General features: G+C 70.8%; 18 protein-coding genes, 3 pseudogenes and 1 riboswitch. Of the genes and pseudogenes, 9 read left to right on the forward strand and 12 right to left on the reverse strand.

Annotation, left to right across the window (positions count from 1 at the left end; translation table 11 throughout):
- Positions 1-63 precede the first annotated feature (63 nt).
- A pseudogene (locus tag ABFY20_RS17735) lies at positions 64-432 on the reverse strand (Ig-like domain-containing protein); the annotation flags it as partial.
- A gap of 23 nt (positions 433-455) precedes the next feature.
- Between ABFY20_RS17735 and ABFY20_RS17740 the strand changes: the two are divergent.
- The 3 genes from ABFY20_RS17740 to ABFY20_RS17750 all read left to right on the forward strand — a co-directional run bounded on the left by ABFY20_RS17740 (position 456) and on the right by ABFY20_RS17750 (position 4,188).
- Positions 456-2,213 (forward strand): amidohydrolase, encoded by a 1,758-nt coding sequence (locus ABFY20_RS17740; RefSeq protein WP_368497523.1) that lies wholly within the window; start codon positions 456-458, stop codon positions 2,211-2,213.
- 49 nt (positions 2,214-2,262) lie between these two features.
- On the forward strand, positions 2,263-2,706 hold the full coding sequence (locus ABFY20_RS17745; protein ID WP_368497524.1) for a MarR family winged helix-turn-helix transcriptional regulator: 444 nt from the start codon (positions 2,263-2,265) through the stop codon (positions 2,704-2,706).
- Between the two features lie 81 nt (positions 2,707-2,787).
- Positions 2,788-4,188, forward strand: a complete 1,401-nt coding sequence (locus ABFY20_RS17750) for a deoxyribodipyrimidine photo-lyase (RefSeq protein ID WP_368497525.1) — start codon at positions 2,788-2,790, stop codon at positions 4,186-4,188.
- Between the two features lie 28 nt (positions 4,189-4,216).
- Here the strand turns inward: ABFY20_RS17750 and ABFY20_RS17755 are convergent, their stop codons facing one another.
- The 4 genes from ABFY20_RS17755 to ABFY20_RS17770 form a co-directional block, all read right to left on the reverse strand.
- Positions 4,217-5,737, reverse strand: coding sequence for an FAD-dependent oxidoreductase (locus tag ABFY20_RS17755; RefSeq protein WP_368497526.1), 1,521 nt, complete (start codon positions 5,735-5,737; stop codon positions 4,217-4,219).
- On the reverse strand, positions 5,734-6,690 hold the full coding sequence (locus tag ABFY20_RS17760) for an FAD:protein FMN transferase (protein WP_368497527.1): 957 nt from the start codon (positions 6,688-6,690) through the stop codon (positions 5,734-5,736). The genes ABFY20_RS17755 and ABFY20_RS17760 overlap by 4 nt, the downstream gene beginning before the upstream one ends.
- Positions 6,691-6,710: 20 nt before the next feature.
- Complete coding sequence (locus ABFY20_RS17765; protein ID WP_368497528.1) at positions 6,711-7,214, reverse strand: hypothetical protein; 504 nt, start codon at positions 7,212-7,214, stop codon at positions 6,711-6,713.
- 203 nt (positions 7,215-7,417) lie between these two features.
- Entirely contained in the window at positions 7,418-8,107 is a 690-nt protein-coding gene (locus tag ABFY20_RS17770; protein ID WP_368497529.1) for a trimeric intracellular cation channel family protein, read from the reverse strand.
- Between the two features lie 218 nt (positions 8,108-8,325).
- A riboswitch (glycine riboswitch) is annotated at positions 8,326-8,425 on the forward strand.
- Positions 8,426-8,487: 62 nt separating this feature from the next.
- Here ABFY20_RS17770 and ABFY20_RS17775 point away from each other — a divergent pair.
- A pseudogene (locus tag ABFY20_RS17775) lies at positions 8,488-9,024 on the forward strand (serine dehydratase beta chain); the annotation flags it as partial.
- Between the two features lie 26 nt (positions 9,025-9,050).
- Here the strand turns inward: ABFY20_RS17775 and ABFY20_RS17780 are convergent.
- Positions 9,051-9,317, reverse strand: a complete 267-nt coding sequence (locus tag ABFY20_RS17780) for a hypothetical protein (RefSeq protein WP_368497530.1) — start codon at positions 9,315-9,317, stop codon at positions 9,051-9,053.
- 44 nt (positions 9,318-9,361) lie between these two features.
- On the opposite strand from ABFY20_RS17780, the pseudogene ABFY20_RS17785 reads away from it, so the two are divergent.
- Positions 9,362-10,132: pseudogene (locus ABFY20_RS17785) on the forward strand (L-serine ammonia-lyase); the annotation flags it as partial.
- A 12-nt stretch (positions 10,133-10,144) separates the two neighbouring features.
- On the opposite strand, the gene ABFY20_RS17790 reads toward ABFY20_RS17785, so the two are convergent.
- Positions 10,145-11,740, reverse strand: a complete 1,596-nt coding sequence (locus tag ABFY20_RS17790; RefSeq protein WP_368497531.1) for a carboxylesterase/lipase family protein — start codon at positions 11,738-11,740, stop codon at positions 10,145-10,147.
- A gap of 209 nt (positions 11,741-11,949) precedes the next feature.
- Between ABFY20_RS17790 and ABFY20_RS17795 the strand changes: the two genes are divergently transcribed.
- A complete protein-coding gene (locus ABFY20_RS17795) occupies positions 11,950-12,150 on the forward strand; it encodes a hypothetical protein (protein ID WP_368497532.1) in 201 nt (66 codons plus the stop codon).
- Between the two features lie 80 nt (positions 12,151-12,230).
- Positions 12,231-12,938, forward strand: coding sequence for a nicotinamide riboside transporter PnuC (locus ABFY20_RS17800; protein WP_368497533.1), 708 nt, complete (start codon positions 12,231-12,233; stop codon positions 12,936-12,938).
- Between the two features lie 14 nt (positions 12,939-12,952).
- On the opposite strand, the gene ABFY20_RS17805 is transcribed toward ABFY20_RS17800, so the two are convergent.
- The 4 genes from ABFY20_RS17805 to ABFY20_RS17820 form a co-directional block, all read right to left on the reverse strand.
- A complete protein-coding gene (locus ABFY20_RS17805) occupies positions 12,953-14,539 on the reverse strand; it encodes an FAD-dependent oxidoreductase (RefSeq protein ID WP_368497534.1) in 1,587 nt (528 codons plus the stop codon).
- Positions 14,540-14,610: 71 nt separating this feature from the next.
- Positions 14,611-15,948 (reverse strand): MFS transporter, encoded by a 1,338-nt coding sequence (locus ABFY20_RS17810; RefSeq protein WP_368497535.1) that lies wholly within the window; start codon positions 15,946-15,948, stop codon positions 14,611-14,613.
- An 80-nt stretch (positions 15,949-16,028) separates the two neighbouring features.
- On the reverse strand, positions 16,029-16,913 hold the full coding sequence (locus ABFY20_RS17815; RefSeq protein ID WP_368497536.1) for an anti-sigma factor: 885 nt from the start codon (positions 16,911-16,913) through the stop codon (positions 16,029-16,031).
- A complete protein-coding gene (locus ABFY20_RS17820; protein ID WP_368497537.1) occupies positions 16,910-17,500 on the reverse strand; it encodes a sigma-70 family RNA polymerase sigma factor in 591 nt (196 codons plus the stop codon). The genes ABFY20_RS17815 and ABFY20_RS17820 overlap by 4 nt, the downstream gene beginning before the upstream one ends.
- Before the next feature lie 211 nt (positions 17,501-17,711).
- On the opposite strand from ABFY20_RS17820, the gene ABFY20_RS17825 reads away from it, so the two are divergent.
- Positions 17,712-18,395: a fasciclin domain-containing protein gene (locus ABFY20_RS17825; protein WP_368497538.1), complete on the forward strand. Its 684-nt coding sequence runs from the start codon at positions 17,712-17,714 to the stop codon at positions 18,393-18,395.
- A gap of 137 nt (positions 18,396-18,532) precedes the next feature.
- Positions 18,533-19,486, forward strand: a complete 954-nt coding sequence (locus ABFY20_RS17830; protein ID WP_368497539.1) for a hypothetical protein — start codon at positions 18,533-18,535, stop codon at positions 19,484-19,486.
- Positions 19,487-19,511: 25 nt separating this feature from the next.
- Here the strand turns inward: ABFY20_RS17830 and ABFY20_RS17835 are convergent, their stop codons facing one another.
- Entirely contained in the window at positions 19,512-20,096 is a 585-nt protein-coding gene (locus ABFY20_RS17835; protein WP_368497540.1) for a hypothetical protein, read from the reverse strand.
- Positions 20,097-20,143: the final 47 nt, after the last annotated feature.

Here is a 20,143-nt window from a genome sequence, read left to right on the forward strand (position 1 = left end):
GATATCGATTCGTACTGTCGCTGGAGGTGACAGACATGGCCCGCCCCGAAAGTCCGCCGCACAGTAGGTCATCTCATCGACACCGAAGTAGCCACCGTCATACGGCGTGTAACGGAAACCTCCGAGGGTAGTGCCCGCAAGATCGATCGAGCCGTGAGAAGGCATCGCTAAGTTTGTCCAAGACGTAACGCCCTTGTCGTTCGCCAGAACCCCGGGCTCCGGTACGACGAGTACTTCATTACTAAAGGTCTGATACCTATCATCGACGGCGACCGGAGCCATGGCGATAGCTGCGTCCGGTGCCGAAACTCCGAGCAGAACAGCCCCGAATACTGCCGCGACGACAACACAACTGCTTCTTCGGGTAGGGATGGTTATCATGTGATGCCCTTCAGTGATGCGGTGCAAACAGAGATGACTTATTCTCAGCATATCTTGCACGCTACCCTGTGGAGATGTCGACCCCAATGCTGGTTCTTGCCGAGATACGAACCATGGATCGCGAGGGGTCGCGGGCGGGGGCCGTGCTCGTGGTGGACGGGCGGATCGCGGCGGTGGGGAGTGAGGCCGAGGTGCGGGCGGTCGCGAGCGCGCTGGGCGGAGCCGAGGGCGGCGAAGGCGCCGAGGGCGCGCAGGGCGCGCAGGGCGGAGAAGCGGCCGAGGACGCGCAGGGCGGAGCCCAGGCCGGCGCGCACGCGGGCGGCTGGCACGACCCCGGCGACGCCGATGCGGGGCTGCGGGTGGTGCGGGTGGCGGAGGGGGCCGTGGTGCTGCCGGGGTTCGTGGAGGCGCACGGGCATCCGAGTGACAGTGCCGTGGTGCTGAGCCGGTTCATGGTCGACATCAGGCCGGTGACCCTGGCGACGGCCGACGAGGTGTGGGCGGCGATCCGGCAGGGGGTCGCCGAGCGACCCGACGGGGCGTACTTCAACGGATGGGACGGGCTGCTGCAGACCGGGCTGACCGACCCGACGATCGACGAGCTCGACGAGGTGGGCGGGGCGACGCCTGTGGTCATCCTCCACAACTCGGGTCACGTGGCGTACTTCAACCGCGCGGCCGCGAGGCAGGCGGGCGTGACGAAGGAGACGCCCGATCCGCCCGGTGCGCGGTGGGGGAAGGATGCGCGGGGCGAGCTCGACGGCAAGGCGTACGAGACCGGCGCGGTCTTCACCATCGTCGGCCCGACGCTCGCGACCGCCGGCGCAGCGCTGCCGGAGCTGCTCGGGACGTATCTCGCGTCGCTCAACGCGGTGGGCATCACGACGGTCGGCGACCTGAGCTGGGACCAGCGCAAGCGGCCGGCGATCGAGGCGGCACGAGCATCCGGGGGTGTGACGGCGAGGCTCCGGCTGTACGAGATGTCGGCGCCCGGAGCGCGGGCGAGCGTCGAGGTGAACGCGGGCGATGAGCTGGTGCGGCAGGTGGGCGTGAAGACCTGGGCCGACGGGTCGCCCTGGGTGGGGAACATCCTCATCTCGTTCCCCTACCTCGACTCGGAGGGAACGCGATCGATCGGCGTGGAGCCCGGGTCGCACGGCTCGGCGAACTACGACCGCGCCCAGCTCGACGCGATCGTGGAGCAGTACTTCCCCGAGGGGTGGCAGCTCGCCTGCCACGTGCACGGCGACCGAGCCGTCGACCTCGTGCTCGACACCTGGGAGGCGATGCTCGAGCGGCACCCGCGCTCCGACCACCGGCTGCGCATGGAGCACGTCGGCGCCATGACGCCCGAGCAGTTCGAACGCGCCGCGCGCCTCGGTGTGACCGCGAGTCTGCTCATCGACCACGTCTACTACTGGGGAGATGTGCTCGTCGACGACCTGTTCGGCGCCGAGCACGGCGGACCGTGGGCGAACGCCCGCGCGGCGCTCGACGCGGGGCTGCGCATCTCGTTCCACAACGACGGCACCGTCACCCCGGCCGAACCCCTGCGCAACATGTCGGTGGCCATGACCCGCACCACCCGCCACGGACGACGGATGCCCGGCGCCGCAGGGGTGACCATCGACGAGGCTGTGCGGGCACAGACGATCGACGCCGCATGGCAGCTGTTCTCCGACCACGAGGTCGGCAGCATCGAGGTGGGCAAGCTCGCCGATTTCGTCGTGCTGTCGGGCGACCCCTACGCCGTGGCGCCCGACGAACTGCCGTCGCTGCGCGTGCTCGAGACGTATCTCGCCGGGGAGCGGGTGTTCGCTGCTGCCGGGTGACCGGCGTGTCACAATGATGCTCACCATCCGCCGACAGACAGGAACCACCATGGCCCCGGACGTATCGCCCGTCGCTGCCTGGGAGTCGCTCTTCCGGGCCCAGGTGACGGTGATGCGGCAACTCGCCACCGAGTTCCCGACCGACATCGTCTCGCTCAACGAGTACGACGTGATGTTCAACCTGTTCATCCAGCCGAACAAGGTGCTGCGCATCCGCGACCTCGGCGAGAAGGTGCTGCTCACCCAGCCCTCGATCAGCCGCTTGGTCGACAGGCTCGTCGCACGCGGGATCCTCGAGAAGAACGACGACCCGACCGATGGGCGGGGCACGCTCGTCGGTCTCACCGAGCAGGGCGTCGCGATGTACCGGCAGGCGGCCGTGCAGCACGCGCAGTCGATCAGCGCCCACATGAGCGGGCACCTCTCCCCCGAGGAGCTCGTCGAACTCGCCCGTCTCTGCGACAAGCTGCGCACCGGCGTCGCGGGCAAGTAGCTCCGGCGCACGGATGCCACCACCGGTGCCGGCCGGCGTCTGGAGGTGGGAGCCGCCGACGCAACGGGGTTGACTGAACGCATGAGCGAGTCGACGAGTGTGATGTGGTTTCGCGACGACCTGCGCGTGCGCGACAACCCGGCACTCCGCGCGGCGGTCGAGCACGGCGGGCCGATCGTGTGCCTCTACGTGCTCGACGACGAGAGCGAGAATCTGCGCCCCCTCGGCGGCGCCTCGCGCTGGTGGCTGCACGGCAGCCTGAGCGCACTCGCCGAGGAGCTGCGGGAACTCGGACTGAGCCTCACCCTCCGCCGCGGGCCTGCCGGCGAGGTGGTACGGGGCGTCGTCGACGAGACGGATGCGGGGGCCGTGTTCTGGAACCGCCGCTACGGCGAGGCGGAGCGCGCGATCGACACCGACCTCAAGTCGACGCTGAAAGACGAGCGCGGCCTCGACGTGCGGAGCTTTCAGGCGAACCTGCTCGCCGAACCCTGGACGGTGCAGACCGGTCAAGGCGGCTGGTACAAGGTGTTCACCCCCTTCTACCGCGCCGTGACGTCGTTGCCGGCGCCTCGACATCCGCTCGCCATACCGGGGCGGGAGCACGGCGACGAGACGGGCGGGGACCCCACGACGCTCCACCGCCGCCGACTGTCTGGTGACGAGCTCGACTCGTGGGGGCTGCTGCCGAAGCACCCCGACTGGGCGGCCGGCCTCCGCGACCGATGGACCCCCGGCTCCGCCGGTGCCCACGAGCGCCTCGATGCCTTCGTGCGCGGCGGTGTCGGCGCCTACCCCGACGAGCACGACCTGCCCGCCGAAGACGGCACCTCGAGCCTCAGCCCGCACCTGCGGTTCGGCGAGATCAGCCCGTTCGAGGTGTGGCACGCGGTGGAACGGCACCGGGCCCGCGCGCCGCGGGACGCGGCAGGAGCATCCGCTTTTCTGCGTCAGATCGTCTGGCGCGAGTTCGCCTATCACCTGCTGTACCACCTGCCCTCCCTCGGCACGGAGAACATGCGCGAAGAATTCGACCGGTTCCCCTGGGAGGAGCCGGACGCCGCCGAGTTGGAGGCGTGGCAGCAGGGTCGCACGGGCATCCCGCTGGTCGACGCGGGAATGCGCGAACTGTGGACAACCGGGGTTATGCACAACCGGGTGCGGATGGTGGTGGCGTCGTTCCTTGTGAAGAACATGAGGGTCGACTGGCGCGTGGGCGAGCGGTGGTTCTGGGACACGCTGGTCGACGCCGACCCGGCAAGCAACGCGCTGAACTGGCAGTGGGTGGCGGGGTCGGGGCCGGATGCCGCGCCGTACTTCCGGGTCTTCAATCCTGAGTTGCAGGCGTCGAAGTTCGACCCGCACGGGGAGTACCTCAAGCGCTGGCTGCCCGAGCTCGGCACCGACGACTACCCCGAACCGATGCTCGACCTGAAGGAGTCGCGCAAGGCCGCCCTCGAGGCCTACGCCACGATTAGGTAGCGGTCGCGCAGGTAGCGGTCGAGCGGGCTCAGTACCCCGCGAACTGATCGGTGTGAACGCGCTTCGCGCCCGCCTTGCGCAACTCGGCCGACACGTGGTCGACGTATCCGGGCGGCCCCGAGACGTAGCCGCGCCGCCCGGCGATGTCGCCGATCGCCTCCCGCAACACAGAGGCCGTCACGCGGCCCGCACCGAGGTACTCCCAGCCGAACGGCATCCGCTCGGGTTGCGTGGGCGCTGTCACCAGTACCCGGATGCCGCTCGCCTCGAGCTCGGGCAGGTACGCGAGTTCGTCGGGCGCCGAGACGGAGTACACGAGCACGACGTCGGCGGGCCGCGACCCGCCCTGCGTGCGATCGGCGAGCTGCGACACGAAGGGCGTGATGCCGATGCCGCCAGCGGCGAGGATCAGCGGTTCCGAGGCGTCGGCGGGCAGCACGAAGTCGCCGCCCACCCAGGGCGAGCGCACGACGGTGCCGGGCTCCAGCCCGACCAGCGCCTTCTTGAACGAGCTCGACGGCTGGGGCAGCTTGAGCCCGACGCTGACGAGCGAACCCGACACCCCCTCGCCCGGCGCTGAGGCAAGGCTGAACACCCGGCGCGTGCCGCGGGAGTCGGGCTTCGCGTGAGGCAGCGCCAGCTCGAGGTACTGGCCGGGCGTGAACCGCACCGGGCCGAGGGGCGCGAAGTCGAACGCCGCAGTCGTCGGAGTGAGTGCACGCGAGCCCAGGTACCGCAACCGGACGCCCCGCCGCTGCCCGAAGGCGAAGGCGACCACGTTGCCGAGCACCAGCGCGAGCTCTGGCGAGGAGTACACGGGGCCCACCTGGAACGGGATGGAGAACAGCACCGCGACGATCGCCGCGACGACCAGCTGCTGCCAGCGACGCGGGGGGAGGGTGAGCGGCTCGCTCAGCATGAAGCCGGCGAGGAAGATGACGGGGAACGAGCCGACGGCGAGCCAGAGGGCGTCGCCGAGAGACGTGCCGAGAAGCATCATGCGGCCGAGGTTCAGCACGGTGGCGAGCACGATGAAGGTGAGCCCCAGGCTCAGCTTGCGCGTGCGGTAGAGCACGAGGAAGGCGCCGACGGCCACGAAGGGCAGCAGTACGGGCGTCGCCACCCACCAGGCCGCGCCGTAGAGCGTCGACACGGTCATGACGACGGCGGCGATGGCAACCGGGTTGAAGATGTGCTTGCCGCGCCAGGCGAGCACGAACTTCGAGGCCGAGGCGAGGAACGCGGCGAGCGCAAGGGAGCCCAGGGTCGCGGGGTCGTCGCTCGGCATGAACACGAAGAACAGCAGGAGGGCGGTGATCGCTGCCGACGGCAGGTGCGCCCGCGTGCGGAACAGCCTCGCCAAGCCCCAGCTCGAGATCACCGTGACCGCGAGCAGCACCACGAGCGACAGCCCCATCTGCGCGGGCGTGTAGAACAGCTGCCCGAACGCCGAGGCGATCACCGCGATCACGGCGAGGGCTGCGAGCACGACGACGACCAGGTTGTACATCGTGATGCGACCGACGAGGGTGTCGAGACGGGCTTTCATGAGAACAGCTCCCCGGGGAAGTCACGCGAACGCTCGGCGCGCCCGTCGGCGTACATGCGTACATAGCTGAAATGGAATGTCTTCGCGAGCTCGTGCGCACCCGTGAAGAAAAGTGCGGTGGCGAGACCGTCGGCGAGCGCCGTGTCGGCGGCGACCACCCAGGTCGCGATGACCTCTCGGGCCGGGCTGCCGGTGCGGGCGTCGAGGATGTGGTGGTGCCCGTCACCCCACGCCCGCCGGTTGCTCGCCGAGGCGCACAGCGAGGCGTTGGCGAGGGTGGCGACGCCGATCGCCTTTCCGGGCTGCAGCGGATGCTCGAGGCCGATCCGCACAGGGGTCGCGTCGGCCGGCCCCTGATGTCGCAGGTCGCCGCTGGCGTCGACGACGAACTCCGTCAGGCCGTGCTCGACCAGCAGCGCCGAGACGAGGTCGACCAGGTACCCCTTGCCCGCAGCCCCCACGTCGATGACGACGGGGCGCGTGCTCGACACGACCCGGCCGTCTCGATCGATGTCGGTGAACCAGGATGCGCGGCCCCGTTCATCCTGAACCCGCTGCTCGAGGGGGGTGGGCTGCGACGGGGTGAGGCTGTAGGCGGCGTCGTAGCCCAGCAGTTCGAGGGATCGACCGATCAACGGGTCGACAGCACCTGAGGTGGCCCTGACGAGCCGGTCGTAGAGGTCGAACAGCGCGAGCGAGTCTTCGGGGAACTCGACGGAGCCGGGCGCCCGGGCGAGCGAGGCGAGGAGGGAGCCGGCGCGGAACCGCGAGTATGCCGCGTCGAAGCGCTCGATGCGCTCGGCGACGGCCCGTCGGAGCGGCTCGGGGAGAGGCGATCCGGCGGGCGTCTCGATCTGCCACGAGGTGCCGATCGCCTCGAAGTCGAAGCGCTCAGGCGCCCGGGCGACGAGGGTGACCGCGTTCGTGGCGTCAGGATATGCCGACGCGTTCATGATCGTTCTCCCCGCGCCGGTCAGGCCGCCGCCTCCGACTTGATGGTCTCGATGGCCTTGTTGAACCCGCCGCTGGTGAGGCTGGAGCCGGCGACCCGCGAGACCTCGATCTCGTCGATGTCCTTGCCCACCACGACCGCGGCGATGCCGTCGGCGAACTGGGTCTGGTAGTTCACCGAGTTCGGGTTCGTCGCCTCGGGGGTGACGGTCACCGCTGTGATGACGTCGCCCTCGAGGGTGACCGAGACGTCGACCTCCTCCTGCCCGTTCGGCGAGGTGTACCCGCCGGTGGCCTCGTAGGTGCCGTCGGCGTAGGTGCTGGAGCCGGCGCCCGCCGAGTCGCTGCCGGTCGACGGGGTCGACGACGGCGTGCTCGCCGCGGTGGAAGGCGCGTCGGCGGTGCTCGACGGCGCCGTGCCGGCCTCGGCGGAGGTGCTGGTGTCGGTGGCGCAGCCGGCGAGGGCGACGGAGATCGACAGGCCGGTCATGGCGGCGAGTGCGAGGTTCTTCTGTCGGGGGGTCATCTGCTGTCCTGTCAGTGGTGGCGGTAGGCGGTCACATCGGCGATGGCGATGGATACGACGGTAGAGACGGATTTCTTGAGCCCGCTATGAGCATCCGATGCCCTCTCTGTGAGCCGGGTCAGCACGTGCTGCACCGGCCCGGTGCGCATCCGAGGGCGACCATCGGCCTCACCCTCTGTCAACGACCGGCGGCCGCCGAACGTTCAGATCTCGGTAGGGCCGGTGCGCCCGGAGCGCTGACGGCGCAGTCGCCGCAAGGTGCTGAGGGTGCGCTGCTCGGGCAGGCTCCAGCCGAATCGCACGGCGAGCAGACGGATGAGGGTGGTGACGATGACACAGCCGACCCCGGCCACGGTGATGTCGGAACCGGATGCGGTGGCGGCCACCAGGAAGAGAGCGCCGGCGCCCGCCGCGACCGCATAGAGCGAACCGACGTGCATGACGCCGATCGGCATGCCCAGCAGGATGTCGCGCAGCATGCCGCCGCCGACCGCCGCGACGATGCCGACGAAGACGGCGGGCACCACAGGGAGGCCCACCGCGAGCGCCTTGCTCGTGCCGATGGCGCAGAAGAGGCCGAGGCTCAAGGCGTCGAGCACGGTGATGACGACGTTGAGACGATTGAACAGGCGCTCGAGGAGCATGCCGACGAGGGCCGCGGCGATGGCGACCGGGATGTACCAGTTCGACTCGAGCGCCGCGGGCACCTGGTTGAGCAGGAGATCGCGGATGACACCGCCGCCGAAGCCGGCGACCATCCCGATGAGGCCCACACCCAGCAGGTCGAGTCGGCGGTCTTTGAACTGGGCGGCGAACATGGCGCCCTGCACGCTGCCGAGGCCGGTGGCCGCGAGGTCGAGCCAGAACGGCGTGACGAACTGCTCGGCGATCATGCACAAGTCCTATCACGAGCCCGAGGCCCGGCGGCCCGTCGCGACCCGTCGCGACCCGGCGGCAGGCGCGCCGAACGGCGTAGAGTGGGCGGCGCAGACCACAACTGAACACTCTCGGCCCCCATGCCCTGGCGGGAGAGCCGGATGCGCCACTCGCGCAGCCGGCACCGAAGGAGCAATTCTCCCCGTCAATCTCTCAGGTTCCCGTACCGCCCGGGCTCGGCCGCTCTGGAAAGCAGTTCTCCACAGAACTCGCCGACGGGGAAAGCCCTCCACAAGAGGGTGAAACTCTCAGGCACTCATGACAGAGGGGGAGCTCGCGACCGCAACGGTGCGGTCGCGCCTCGATCGGCCCAGGGCCGGGATTCGGGAGGGCTCCCATGACAGTCAGCGCCTTCGAGTTGTTCAGCATCGGAATCGGGCCGTCGAGTTCGCACACGGTGGGGCCGATGCGCGCGGCCTGCCTGTTCGTGGAGGAGCTCGCCGCACTCGGGATGGTGCCGTCGCTCGACGAGATCGGTGGCCTGGGGGTGACGCTCTACGGCTCGCTCGCCGCGACCGGGCGTGGGCACGGCACCTTCCCTGCGGTGCTACTCGGGCTCGAGGGGTGGCGGCCCGAGCTCATCACGGCCGAGGAGAAGGAAGCCGCCGAGGAGCGCCTGCGCGACGAGGGCGTGGTGCGCGTGGGGCGCGAGCTGCGCGAGGGAGCGGCGGCCCAGACGGCAGCGGATGCGGCGGTGCGACCGGTGACGACGGCGGCCGCGGCGGCGCAGAGTGCGCCGGATGCGGCCCGAGCTCGGGCCGCGGACGCGGACGGCGGGAGGGCGGTGCGGATGCGCGAGGACGACATCGAGCTCTGGCCGCGGATGATGCTGGAGAGGCATCCGAACGGGATGTGCTTCGCGGCGCGGGTCGGGGGTGAGGTGGTGCTGGAGCGGCGGTACTACTCCGTCGGCGGCGGGTTCGTGGTGGGCGACGCGGTGCCGGCGGCACGAGCATCCGCGACGGCAATCGTGCCGGGCGACGAGGTGCCGGCGGCACCCGCGTCGACGGCAGCGTTCGTGCCCGCATTCGCCGACGGTGAGGAGGCAGCCACGGAACGCGAGGTCGCGGCAACCTCCGCCACGGGGCGCGAGGTCGCGGCGGGGTTCTCGTCGGGTGCGGAGCTCGTGGAGCGCGCGGAGGCGGTGGGGTCGGTGAGCGCCGCCATGATGCGCTTCGAGACGGGAGCGCGGTGGCGACGACGAGGGTGCCGTGCGGGAACGGCTGCTCGCCCTGCGCGAGGTGATGGAGGAGTGCGCGCGAAGCGGAATGGGGCGCGACGGTGTGCTGCCGGGGGTGCTGCAGGTGCCGCGGAGGGCCAAGGGGTGGCTCGAGAGGCTGGCGGCGGAAGACCCCGACCGGGCTCCCGAGTTCGCCGAGGACTGGGCGAACCTCGTCGCCATCGCCGTGAACGAGGAGAACGCCTCGGGCGGACGGGTGGTCACCGCGCCCACCAACGGGGCGGCCGGCATCATTCCCGCCGTGCTCTCCTACGCCCTCGGCTACACCCCGGCGGGGCGGGCCGATCGCGACGACGCGACCGTGCGGTTCCTGCTCGCGGCAGCGGCCGTGGGGTCGCTGTTCAAGGAGCGCGCCTCCATCTCGGGTGCGGAGATGGGTTGCCAGGGCGAGGTCGGCTCAGCGGCGTCGATGGCGGCGGCGGGGCTCGCCGAGGTGCTCGGCGGCACGCCGCGTCAGGTGGAGAACGCCGCCGAGATCGCCATGGAGCACTCGCTCGGGCTCACCTGCGACCCCATCGGCGGGCTCGTGCAGATTCCGTGCATCGAGCGCAACGCCATCTCGGCGGGCAAGGCGATCAACGCGGCCCGCATGGCGCTCCGCGGCGACGGCTCGCACCGGGTGAGCCTCGACGCGGTCATCGAGACCATGCGCCAGACCGGCCGCGACATGGACTCCCGCTACAAGGAGACCGCCCTCGGCGGCCTCGCCGCCACCGTGCCGGTCAGCGTCGTGGAGTGCTGACGCCCGGCGAGCTCAGCGGAACGCGAGCACCTCGGGGCCCCAGGCCTCGCGAATACCGGAGTCGGGGTCGCCGACGACGGTGTCGTCGCGGTCGATGATGAGCGTCAGCCGGTCGTCGGTGTCGTAACGCGGCCACGAGACCACCGTGCCGTCGGGGTTCGGGGCGTGGGGCGCATCCGGGTCGAGGCCGTGGGCGAAGGCGACCCAGCGGCCCTGCATGCGTTCCGAGATCGCGAGCGCCTCGGCGCGGCCGCCGAGCGCGAACACGATGTCCTTGCCGCGCGGCGCGAAGGAGCGGAAGACGTAGGCGAGCTCGGCGGCATGCGTCGCCCCGATGCCGGTGACCTTCAGCAGGGGCGTCGCGTGGTCGAAGCGGTACATCCAGGTGGGGGCGACGGCGCTGTGCGCCTCGGCGAGCCAGATGGACGGCATGCGGAACCCGGCGTCGCGCGACACCTCGGCAGGCGCCCGCCGCCTGGGGTAGGCGGGGTACGCACCGGTGATCCGCTCCCCCACACCGCTGAACGCGGGGTTGTCGTTCGCGATCTCGGCGAACATCTGCTCCACCGCCTCGGGCGTGATGGGCAGGAGCGGTGAGCGCATCAGCTTGAAGAACGACGACTCATCGTGGTTGGTGCCGATGATGAGCGGGATGCGCGCCGCCCTGCCCTCGCGGAACGCGGTGAGCGGAGCCTCGGGCAGCACCTCGTCTCCCCACACCGGCGCGAGCGCGAGGGTGCCGGGCACGCTCGCCGAGACCTCGTGGATGAGCTCGGCCCCCGCGTCGACCAGGTCGAACGGGTCGAGGTCGCGCAGCCGCCACGCCTGACCGGGCTCGATCCCCACGATCGAGAGGAACCGCTCAGCCACCCGCGCGGCGCGCTCGCGCCCGTACACCGAGGTCACGGGCGCACTCTGCGCGATGGCCCGATGGAATAGCCCTTCGGCCGGCGGCGAGGTCATGAGCGCGATGACGCAAGCCCCTCCCGCCGACTCCCCGAACAGCGTGACGTCGCCCGGGTCTCCCCCGAAGGCGGCGATGTTCTCGCGCACCCACTCGAGCCCGGCGATCTGGTCGCGGAGGCCGACATTCGAATCGAAGCCGTGAGCGAAGCCGGATGCGGCGGCCGACCCGCCGAGACCCGTGAAGTCGACGAAGCCGAGAACGCCCAGGCGGTAGTTGATCGACACCACGACGACGTCGCCGCGCTCGGCCAGCCGGCTGCCGTCGTAGTAGCGCTGGGCCGTGGAGCCCTGGAAGTAGCCGCCGCCATGGATCCACACCATCACCGGGCGGCCCTCGCGCCCCTCGGGCGGAGGTCCCTCCGGCGCCCACACGTTCACCGTCAGGCAGTCCTCCTCGATCGGCACCGAGGGGTCGACCTCCATCGACTTGAGCACGCGCTGGGGTGCCATCGGCCCGAAGCGGGTGGCATCGCGCAGTTCCGGCCACGGCGGGGCCGGCTGCGGGCGGCGGAAGCGGCGTTCGCCGACGGGCGGGGCGGCGAACGGGATGCCCTTCCAGCTGAGCACGGCGCCATCGCGAGCGCCGCGCACGGCCCCGCCCGCGATGCGCCGGATCAGGGAGTCCTGGCCCGCGACAGTCATAGCGGCATGCTATCGAGCGCTGCTGGATGCGCGGTGACGGGTGCACCCGGCGGGTGGCGCGCATCCGCCCCCTCGGATGCGATCGGCGCGGCACACGGTGCCCGCTCGAGAGGTCGTGCGCGTGCATCCGCTCGAGGCGCAGTCCGCATACTGTGGGGAGGGAGAGACCGCGGCGGCCGGAGAGCCGCCGCCTGAGCGGAGGAACACGCATGTCCGATCTGGAGAACCGCATCGAGGAGCCCGACGAGAGCGACGAGTTCTCGCTCTCGGAGTCGGAGCTCGAAGACGTCGACCTCGACGACATCGACGACATCGACGACGACCCCGAGGTCACCGACGAGGAGAAGGTCGACCCCGTGTTCGACGACGACGAAGAGGTTCTGCACGACAACTTCGGCTACGAGGAGTAGACCACGGGTCGCCGTCCACCCCGGTTCGCCGAGGGCGGACGGCGACGGCTGACACCCGGCGAGCGGATAGTGTGTGCCGCATGCAGATGTTCGACTGGCTGAACCAGCAGTTCAGCGTGTTCGGCATCCAGGTGTACTGGTCCGACTTCCTCGGCAACATCCTGGCGCTGGCCACCGTGGTGCTCGCGCTGCGGCGCCTTGTCGTCTCGTGGCCCGTGCAGATCGTCGGCTCGGTGCTGCTGCTCATCGCGAGCCTCAACGTGCACCTCGTCGGCAACGCCGGGCGCCAGGTGATCATCATCGTGGCCGCGAGCTGGGGCTGGGCCACCTGGCAGCGCAGCAAGGCGCGCGTCGGCACCATCACCGTGAGCTGGGCGACGTGGCGCACGCGACTGCTGCTCGCCATGGCGATGATCGTGGGCACCGTGCTGATCGGGTTGCTGCTGCACGCGACCGGTTCGTCGTTCTACCCCGGTGCGCCGCTCTGGCTGGCTCTCGCCGACGCCTGGATCTTCGTCGGCTCCGTGCTCGCCATGGTGGCGCAGGCCCGGCGCCTCGTCGAGTTCTGGTTCGTCTGGCTCGCGGTCGACCTCGTCGGTGTGCCGCTCGCCATCTCGTCAGGGCTCTACTTCTCCGGCCTCGTGTACGGCATCTTCTTCGTGCTGGTGCTCATCGGCATCCGTGACTGGTCGAGGCGCAGTCGCGCCGTCATCACCTCGGCCGTCGAGCCGGCCCTCCCTGTCGGCGGGCTCGCCGAGCCCACCGTCGAGGTCGACCGGCGCGACTAGACCGGGTGCGCCCATCAGGGGCGAGTCCGGGCCGTCCGCCGGGCCGCCCTCCGCTCGGCGGGCGTGCGGGGTAGCTGCTCGAGGTCGCTCAGCGCGGGGCCCTCGATGCGGGTTCCGGATGCGGTGAAGCGCGAGGCGTGCAGCGGGCAGTCCCATGATCGCTCGGCGTCGTTCCACTCCAGCACGCCGCCGAGGTGAGGGCACACGGCGCTCACGGCGCAGGTGGTGCCGCCGACCGTCGACACGCCCACCGGGCGCCCCTTCGACCTCGCCACCACGCCCGCTCCCTCCGCGGGCCGCGGCACCGGAACCACGCGGGTCTCCGCCTGCCACCACCCAGCGACGGCCTCGGCGCCCACCTCTGCGCCCGCGACAGCGCCCTTCCCGAGGTCGGCGGGCCGCGTCACCCGGGTGCCCAGCACCCGGTGCCAGTGCGCGCGTTCGCGCCGCGGTTCGCCGAGGATCTCGGAGCGCAAACGCAGTGCCGCGGCCACCCCGTTGGTGAGGCCCCACTTGGCGTAGCCCGTGGCGAGGTAGACGCGGCCGCGACCACGCGGCAGTGCGCCGACGAACGGGATGAGGTTGTGCGACTCGTAGTCCTGCGCCGACCAGGCGTTGGTCTCGACGGCACCGGGGAAGAACAGCCCCGTCCAGGCCCGCAGCTGGTCGAGCCGCTCGGCCTCCGACTTCGCGCCGGGTCGGCCGACCGTGTGCCCGTTGCCACCCACCACGAGCAGTTCCTGACCGTCAGTTGCCCGGGTCGCCGTGCGCAACGAGCGGGAACCGGATTCGGCTGAGTCCCCGACCGACAGGAACATGCCGTCGACCAGGTCGGCGGGCCGCGCATCCGGAAGCTCGAAGGCCAGCGCGTACGACCGCAGACCCGTCGTCTTGGCGAAGTAGAGACCGCGGTCGAGGATCGGCGTCGCCGTGGCGAGCACTGCGGTGCGACCGAAGACGGCTCCGAGAGGTGTGGTCACCCGCACCGGCTTGCTCGCCCGCACGGAGGTGACCCTGGCGCCGGTGTGGAGCACACCGCCGAGGGCGAGGAACTCGCGCACGAGGGCCTCGAGCACGTCCATGGCGTCGAGCTGGGCCTGGCCGGGGAGAGCGACACCGAAGGCGAAGGGGAAGGTGGTCTCGAGGTCGCGGCCCGACACCAGCGACACGTCGAGGCCGGCCTGACGCGCGGCCCGGTACTCGTCGTCGACTGCCGATGCGCCGCCGTCGTGCTGGGAGTAGCTGTAGGCGGTGCGTTGCTCGTACGGCACCCCGGACTCGTCGGCGAAGCCGAGCAGCCATTCCTGCCCGTCGCGGTTGCTCTCGACGTACGCACGCAGCAGCCGCCGGGAGTGGTGGGAGCGGATCGTCGAGAGGCGCGAGCCCTGCAGGAGAGACACCTTGCCCGTGGTGTTGCCGGTGGCGAGCGCCCCTATGCCGAGCGCTTCGAGCACCACCACCCGCCGACCGGCTCGCGCGAGCATGACAGCCGTGGTGAGGCCCGTGAGGCCTGCGCCCACGATCACGTCGTCGTAGACGGCGCCGTCGACGAACGGGGTGGAGGGTGCCGCGGTGCGACCGTCGAGCCAGAGGGAGGTCATGCCCCCAGTAAACGCCTCGGCGTCGAAAGCGCACCCCCGGATGGCACCGGCCCGCGGGGCGCGAGGGGGCTCTAGAGGCGGCTTGGAGCGCTGGGCTCGGGCTCGTCGCGCTGCCCGCCCTCGTCGGGCTGCCCGCCCTCGTCGCGCTCTTCGCGCTGCGTGGCGTTCGCGGCGGCGATTGCGGCCCTGCCCGAGGGCACGAGGATGGCCACCACGATCACCACGACGGTGGCGACACCGCCGAGCACGAGCAGGAGCTGCACGCTGATGACGTCGGCGAGCGGACCGAAGACGGTCATGCCGATGGGGGTGGCCAGCGCCATCACGATGCCGACGTAGCTGAACACCCGGCCGTGCTTGTCGGGGTCGACCGTCTCCTGCACGAGGGTCATGAAGGGGGCCGAGAACAGCGGCACCCCGAGCCCGAACAGGAACATGAAGGCGTAGAACACCCAGAGGTTCGGGCTGAGACCGAGCGCGACGGTGCAGACGGCGAAGCCGAAGGTGGCGGTGAGGATGAGGCCGATGCGGCTGCGCTTGGCGAGCACCGTCGACACCAGCACGCCACCGAGGATCATGCCCACGCTGAACGCGATCTCGAGCACCGTGACCATCCACACCTCGGTGCCGAAGGTGCGGGCGACCATGAGCGGGGTGATGAACGAGGGGGCGACGGTGAGCAGGAAGACGACGGCGAACACCACGAGGAGCCACCTCACGATGCGGTGGTTCCAGATGTAGCGGGCGCCCTCGACCAGGTCGTCGCGGTAGCTGGTGGTCTTCTCGGCGAGCGTGGCGAGGGTCGGCACCGAGACGAACACCAGGAACCCGATGCCGACAACCGCGGTGACGACGTCGATGAAGAACACCGGCACGATGCCGAAGAGGCCGTAGACAGCGCCTGCGGCGGCTGGGGCGAGCAGCGCCATCGCCGACTGCACGGTCTGGAAGAAGCCGTTCACGCGCATGAGCTGGTCGGGCGGCGCGATCTGCGGGATCATCGCCTGCACCGCCGGTGTCTGCACTCCGGCACCGACGGAGCGCACGGCGACGGCGAGCAGGATGATCCACAGGTCGCTGAAGCCGTTCAGCATGAAGAACGCCAGCGCCAGGGTGACCGCGGCGATGGTGCCGTCGGCCGCCATGACGAGGACCTTGCGGTTCATGCGATCGGCCAGCACGCCGCCGAAGATCGACACGATGCCCTGCGGCAGGAAGGCCGCCACCGCGTAGAGCGCGATGGCGAGACCCGACTGCGTCTCGAAGGTCACCCACCACATGACGGCGTACTGCACCACCATGGAGCCGAACAGCGAGATGGTCTGGCCGCTCAGGAAGAGCGCGACGTTGCGCTTCCAGTGCGGGAAGTCGGCGCTGGAGAGGCTGGTGGCGGTGGCGTCATCCGTCATGTGAACAGCGTACACATGACCTCCGACACCGGGTCGAGCGGATCGACGCCGCGTCGTGCGGGCGGCACCGCCGCGAGCCGTCAGGCGGAGGGGAGCACGATCACGGGGTCGGTGGTGGGGGTCGCCGAGCCGCCGGCCGGTTCGATGGTGACGCCGACGGAGTCTCCCGCGTGCATCGCGCCGTCGAGAACGTGCCAGGTGGTCCCCGAAGACGACGGGGTGAAGGTGCCGGCGGGTTTCGGGCCGTCTGCGGCGATGTACCAGGCCTCGTAGACCTTGCCGTCGGGAAGACCGCCCAGTCCGTCGACGAGCACCGCCGAGCGGCCGAGCTCTCCCGACCAGACGAGGGTCGCGGCGCCGCCGCCGTCGAGCGGCACGCTCGCGCGCTGGCTGTCGGGTGCTGCGGTGATCTCGGCGAGGGCCGTTGCCGAGGAGTCGGCGACGGGAGCGCCGCCGGTTCCCGAGTTCATCAGCGCTCCGCCGGCGAGACCACCCACGAACAGGGCCGCGGCGGCGGCAGCGCCCACGACGATGCCGACCGGGCCGGTGAACCACCGTCGGCGGGCGCGCAGCTCCGCCGGCCCGGCCACGGCGACCGTGACCTCCGTGGGCGCGGCGACGGTGACCACCGCATCCTCGTCCGGCTTCGACGCCGAAGCGGGTGGAGCATCCTGAACGGCGGGTGCACCATGAGCATCCGCTGCCCCCGGGGTGACCGGAGACTCCTGCGGCGTCTCGGCGATCTTGGCCATGAGGTCGAGCTTCAGACGCGGCGACGGCTGCACCGGCGCGACGGCGAGCCCGAGCAGTGCGGAGGTCTCGCGCAAGGCATCCGCTTCGTCGCGCAGCGCGGGCGAGCCCGTCGCCTCGCTGTCGAACGCGTCGGCCTCGGCTCTGCTCAGAGCGTCGAGCGAGTAGGCGCCGCTCAGCAGGCGGGCGTCATCGTCGTCCCGAGTTCCTGTCACGTGGTCACCCCCAACTCGTCTCGAAGTCTGATCATGCCGTCGCGGAGTCTCGTCTTGACCGTGCCGAGCGGTATCGCCAGCATGCCCGAGATCTCCGTGTGCGTGAAGCCACCGTAGTAGGCAAGCGAGATGGCCTCGCGCTGGAAGGCGGTGAGATGAGCCATCGCCCGCTTCACCCGCTCGTGCTCGATGCGGATCTCGACGGTCTCGCTCACCTGGTCGTAGTCGGGCTCGCGGTCGCGGAGACCGATGCGCTCGTCGCGGTCGTGACCGGACTGGGAGGCTCGCACCCGGTCGACGGCCCTGCGGTGAGCCATCGTCAGCATCCATGACACAGCGCTGCCCTTGGCCTGTTCGAAGCGTGCCGCCGACTTCCAGACCTCGAGGAAGATCTCCTGCGTGACCTCTTCCGACTGGGCGTGATCGACGAGCACGCGCTGCACGAGGCCCAGCACCCGCGGGGCGGTGCGGTCGTAGAGCTCGGAGAAGGCCTGCTGGTCGCCCACGGCGACCCGGCCGAGCAGCGACTCCAGACTCGGCGGGTCGGCTACAACAGGCTCTCGATCCCACTCCACGAGTTCCAGCATGACAGGCCTGCTCTTTCTCGCTAGTCGGTTCGGGCGTTTGTCAGGGAGGGGTTCGGTGCGGGCCGCAGGAACGGATTGCGCGATCGGGATGCGGAAAGAATTTCCAAACCGATCGCACGAGCACGCCGAAACCCCTCCAAAGCAACGGAAACCGACCGCGGCACTCACCTGTTCCCTCCGGTCGGCTTCTCCCCCAGAAGGAGTCCTCAGCATGCGAATCACCAAGCGTCACACACTCACCGTCCTCGCCATCGCGGCAGCAGCGTCCTTCGGCCTCGCCGGCTGTTCGGGCGGGTCGGACACCACCACCTCGGGCTCGTCGGAGAGTTCGGCGACCTCGAGCCCCATGGAGACCCCCATGGCGAGCCCCACCGCCGAGGCGATGGACCCGGCAGCAGACCTCGTCGGCCCCGGTTGCGCGGCCTACGCCGAGCAGGTTCCCGACGGCGCAGGCTCGGTCGAGGGCATGTCGGCCGACCCGGTGGCCGTGGCCGCCTCGAACAACCCGCTGCTGAAGACCCTCACCGCTGCGGTCTCCGGCCAGCTGAACCCCGACGTCAACCTCGTCGACACCCTGAACGGCGGCGAGTTCACCGTCTTCGCGCCGGTCGACGACGCCTTCGCCAAGCTCGACGCGGCGACCGTCGACTCGCTGAAGACCCCCGAGGGAGCAGCGACGCTCACCAAGGTGCTGACCTACCACGTCATCCCCGGTCAGCTCTCGCCCTCTGAGATCGTCGGCACCCACAAGACCGTCGAGGGCGGCGAGGTCACCGTGGCCGGCTCGGGCGACGCGCTCACCGTGAACGGCTCGACCAACGTCATCTGCGGTGGCGTCAAGACCGCCAACGCCACCGTGTACCTCATCGACTCGGTGCTGATGCCCGCCATGTGACCCACGTCACTCCCACGAACGACTCCCCCCGGCTGCTCGCAGCGGGGGGAGTCGTTCGTTCGCCTAGGGCGTGTCTCCCGCCCCTGGGGGGCGGCAAGGACGTGCCCGGGTCGAGAGACACGCCCTAGGCTCGTGGGGTGGCTGCAGACGAGAGCGTGGTGATCGCAGGACACGTCTGCGTCGACGAGATCGTCACGGCCTCCGGCACCAGGCGCATGCCGGGCTCGCCGGCCGTGTTCATGGCCCCGGTGCTGCTCGACGGCGGGGTCGCGCCCATGGTCGCCGCCCCGCACGGGCCCGACTTCTCAGCCCTCGGCGCCGGGCTCCGGATGCTCGAACCCGAAAGTCACACCGGCACTCTGGTCTACGTGAACGACCTCACCGGCAGCCGCCGCACCCAGTCGGTGCGCGAGGCCGACGCCGCCGCTCTCGGGCTTCCGGGGCCCTCCGTGGTGCGGGCGCTCGAGCGCGCTCGGGCCCTGCTGTTCACCCCGCTGCTGCCCGACCCCCAGCCCTCGATCGTCGCCGCCTACACCGCGGCGCTCCCCGACAACGCCCTCCGTCTCGTGCTGCTGCAGGGGTACCTGCGCGAACTCGACCCCACGACGGATGCGCACGGCGGCCGGGCGGTTCACGAGCGAGGGTTCGTGGAGGCCCCCGACCTTCTGCCGCTGTTCGACGTCGCGGTGCTGAGCGACGAAGACCTTCCGGGCGGGGCCCACGCCGCGGCCTCCGCGTGGGCGGCGGCCCACCCCGCGACCGCGGTGATCGTCACCCGGGGAGCCGCAGGCGCATCCGTCTATCAGGGCCGGGAGCGCACCGACGTGGCCGCCTACGACGTGGGGAAGCTCGCCGCCGACGCCCTCGTCGGAGCGGGCGACCAGTTCGGCGCGGAACTCACCCTCGCTCTTCTCGACTCCCCCGACGGCCACTCCCCCGACGGCCCTCGCGCCACTGCCCGCGAGAGGCGCGGCCTCGTCTCCGCGGTCACCCGAGCCACCCGTTCCACAGCGCTCCGCCTCGCCGACCGCTCCACCTCCACCGTCCCTGCCTCACCGCTCACCGCAGCGGGCCACACCGGCGACCGGTGACGATCGTCGTCGGGCGGCAGGTGCGTCAAGCGATCGCGAATCCCGGGGTGAGCGGGGTGGTGGCGGTGATGGGCGTGGTGACGTCGGCGAGGAAGGGCACGGTCGAGGCGATCTGCCAGGTGGGCAGCGCGGCGAACGAGGCGGCGTCGGTGGCCTCGTACGAGTAGCCGAACTCGACCTGCACGAGCTCGCCGGGATCGGCGACCAGATTCGCCCGGCTGACCAGCGCGCCCGAGCCGTCGGGGAGGTTCATGAAGAATGTGGGGAGCGGACCCCGCCCCACGGCCGTGAACCCGCTGAGGAGCAGGCGCGGTGCCGCACCCGGGTCGGAGTCGGTGCGCGTCACGGCGAAGGTGAGCTCGGCGTCGAGGCCGTCGGCCCCGGCCTGCACGTAGAGCGTCAGCACGCCCGAGGCGAACAGCGGCGTCGCCGGTGTGGTGAGCTGGGTCGCCATCTGGGTCGACACGGCGTCTCCGGCGAAGTACTGCGCGCGAACCACGGGTTCGCCCGACGCGCTCGCCCACGGCGCCGCGACGGCCAGCGCGACCACGGGGGCCGACCAGGCGGCTCCGGCAAGGATCGTGCGGCGCTCGAGCTGGTTGTTCTCCATGTGCGGGCTCCTCGTCGGCTGGGTGTGCTCTCAGCATAGGGGCCGAG

The sequence above is a fragment of the Herbiconiux sp. A18JL235 genome (assembly GCF_040939305.1).
Classification (GTDB): Bacteria; Actinomycetota; Actinomycetes; order Actinomycetales; family Microbacteriaceae; genus Herbiconiux.

Bases quoted from the DNA above. Each gene is read 5' to 3' on its own strand.
- ABFY20_RS17740 (WP_368497523.1), top strand. From the start codon at position 456: ATGTCGACCCCAATGCTGGTTCTTGCCGAGATACGAACCATGGATCGC.
- ABFY20_RS17745 (WP_368497524.1), top strand. From the start codon at position 2,263: ATGGCCCCGGACGTATCGCCCGTCGCTGCCTGGGAGTCGCTCTTCCGG.
- ABFY20_RS17750 (WP_368497525.1), top strand. From the start codon at position 2,788: ATGAGCGAGTCGACGAGTGTGATGTGGTTTCGCGACGACCTGCGCGTG.
- ABFY20_RS17755 (WP_368497526.1), bottom strand. From the start codon at position 5,737: ATGAAAGCCCGTCTCGACACCCTCGTCGGTCGCATCACGATGTACAAC.
- ABFY20_RS17760 (WP_368497527.1), bottom strand. From the start codon at position 6,690: ATGAACGCGTCGGCATATCCTGACGCCACGAACGCGGTCACCCTCGTC.
- ABFY20_RS17765 (WP_368497528.1), bottom strand. From the start codon at position 7,214: ATGACCCCCCGACAGAAGAACCTCGCACTCGCCGCCATGACCGGCCTG.
- ABFY20_RS17770 (WP_368497529.1), bottom strand. From the start codon at position 8,107: ATGATCGCCGAGCAGTTCGTCACGCCGTTCTGGCTCGACCTCGCGGCC.
- ABFY20_RS17780 (WP_368497530.1), bottom strand. From the start codon at position 9,317: ATGGCGGCGCTCACCGACCCCACCGCCTCCGCGCGCTCCACGAGCTCC.
- ABFY20_RS17790 (WP_368497531.1), bottom strand. From the start codon at position 11,740: ATGACTGTCGCGGGCCAGGACTCCCTGATCCGGCGCATCGCGGGCGGG.
- ABFY20_RS17795 (WP_368497532.1), top strand. From the start codon at position 11,950: ATGTCCGATCTGGAGAACCGCATCGAGGAGCCCGACGAGAGCGACGAG.
- ABFY20_RS17800 (WP_368497533.1), top strand. From the start codon at position 12,231: ATGCAGATGTTCGACTGGCTGAACCAGCAGTTCAGCGTGTTCGGCATC.
- ABFY20_RS17805 (WP_368497534.1), bottom strand. From the start codon at position 14,539: ATGACCTCCCTCTGGCTCGACGGTCGCACCGCGGCACCCTCCACCCCG.
- ABFY20_RS17810 (WP_368497535.1), bottom strand. From the start codon at position 15,948: ATGACGGATGACGCCACCGCCACCAGCCTCTCCAGCGCCGACTTCCCG.
- ABFY20_RS17820 (WP_368497537.1), bottom strand. From the start codon at position 17,500: ATGCTGGAACTCGTGGAGTGGGATCGAGAGCCTGTTGTAGCCGACCCG.
- ABFY20_RS17825 (WP_368497538.1), top strand. From the start codon at position 17,712: ATGCGAATCACCAAGCGTCACACACTCACCGTCCTCGCCATCGCGGCA.
- ABFY20_RS17835 (WP_368497540.1), bottom strand. From the start codon at position 20,096: ATGGAGAACAACCAGCTCGAGCGCCGCACGATCCTTGCCGGAGCCGCC.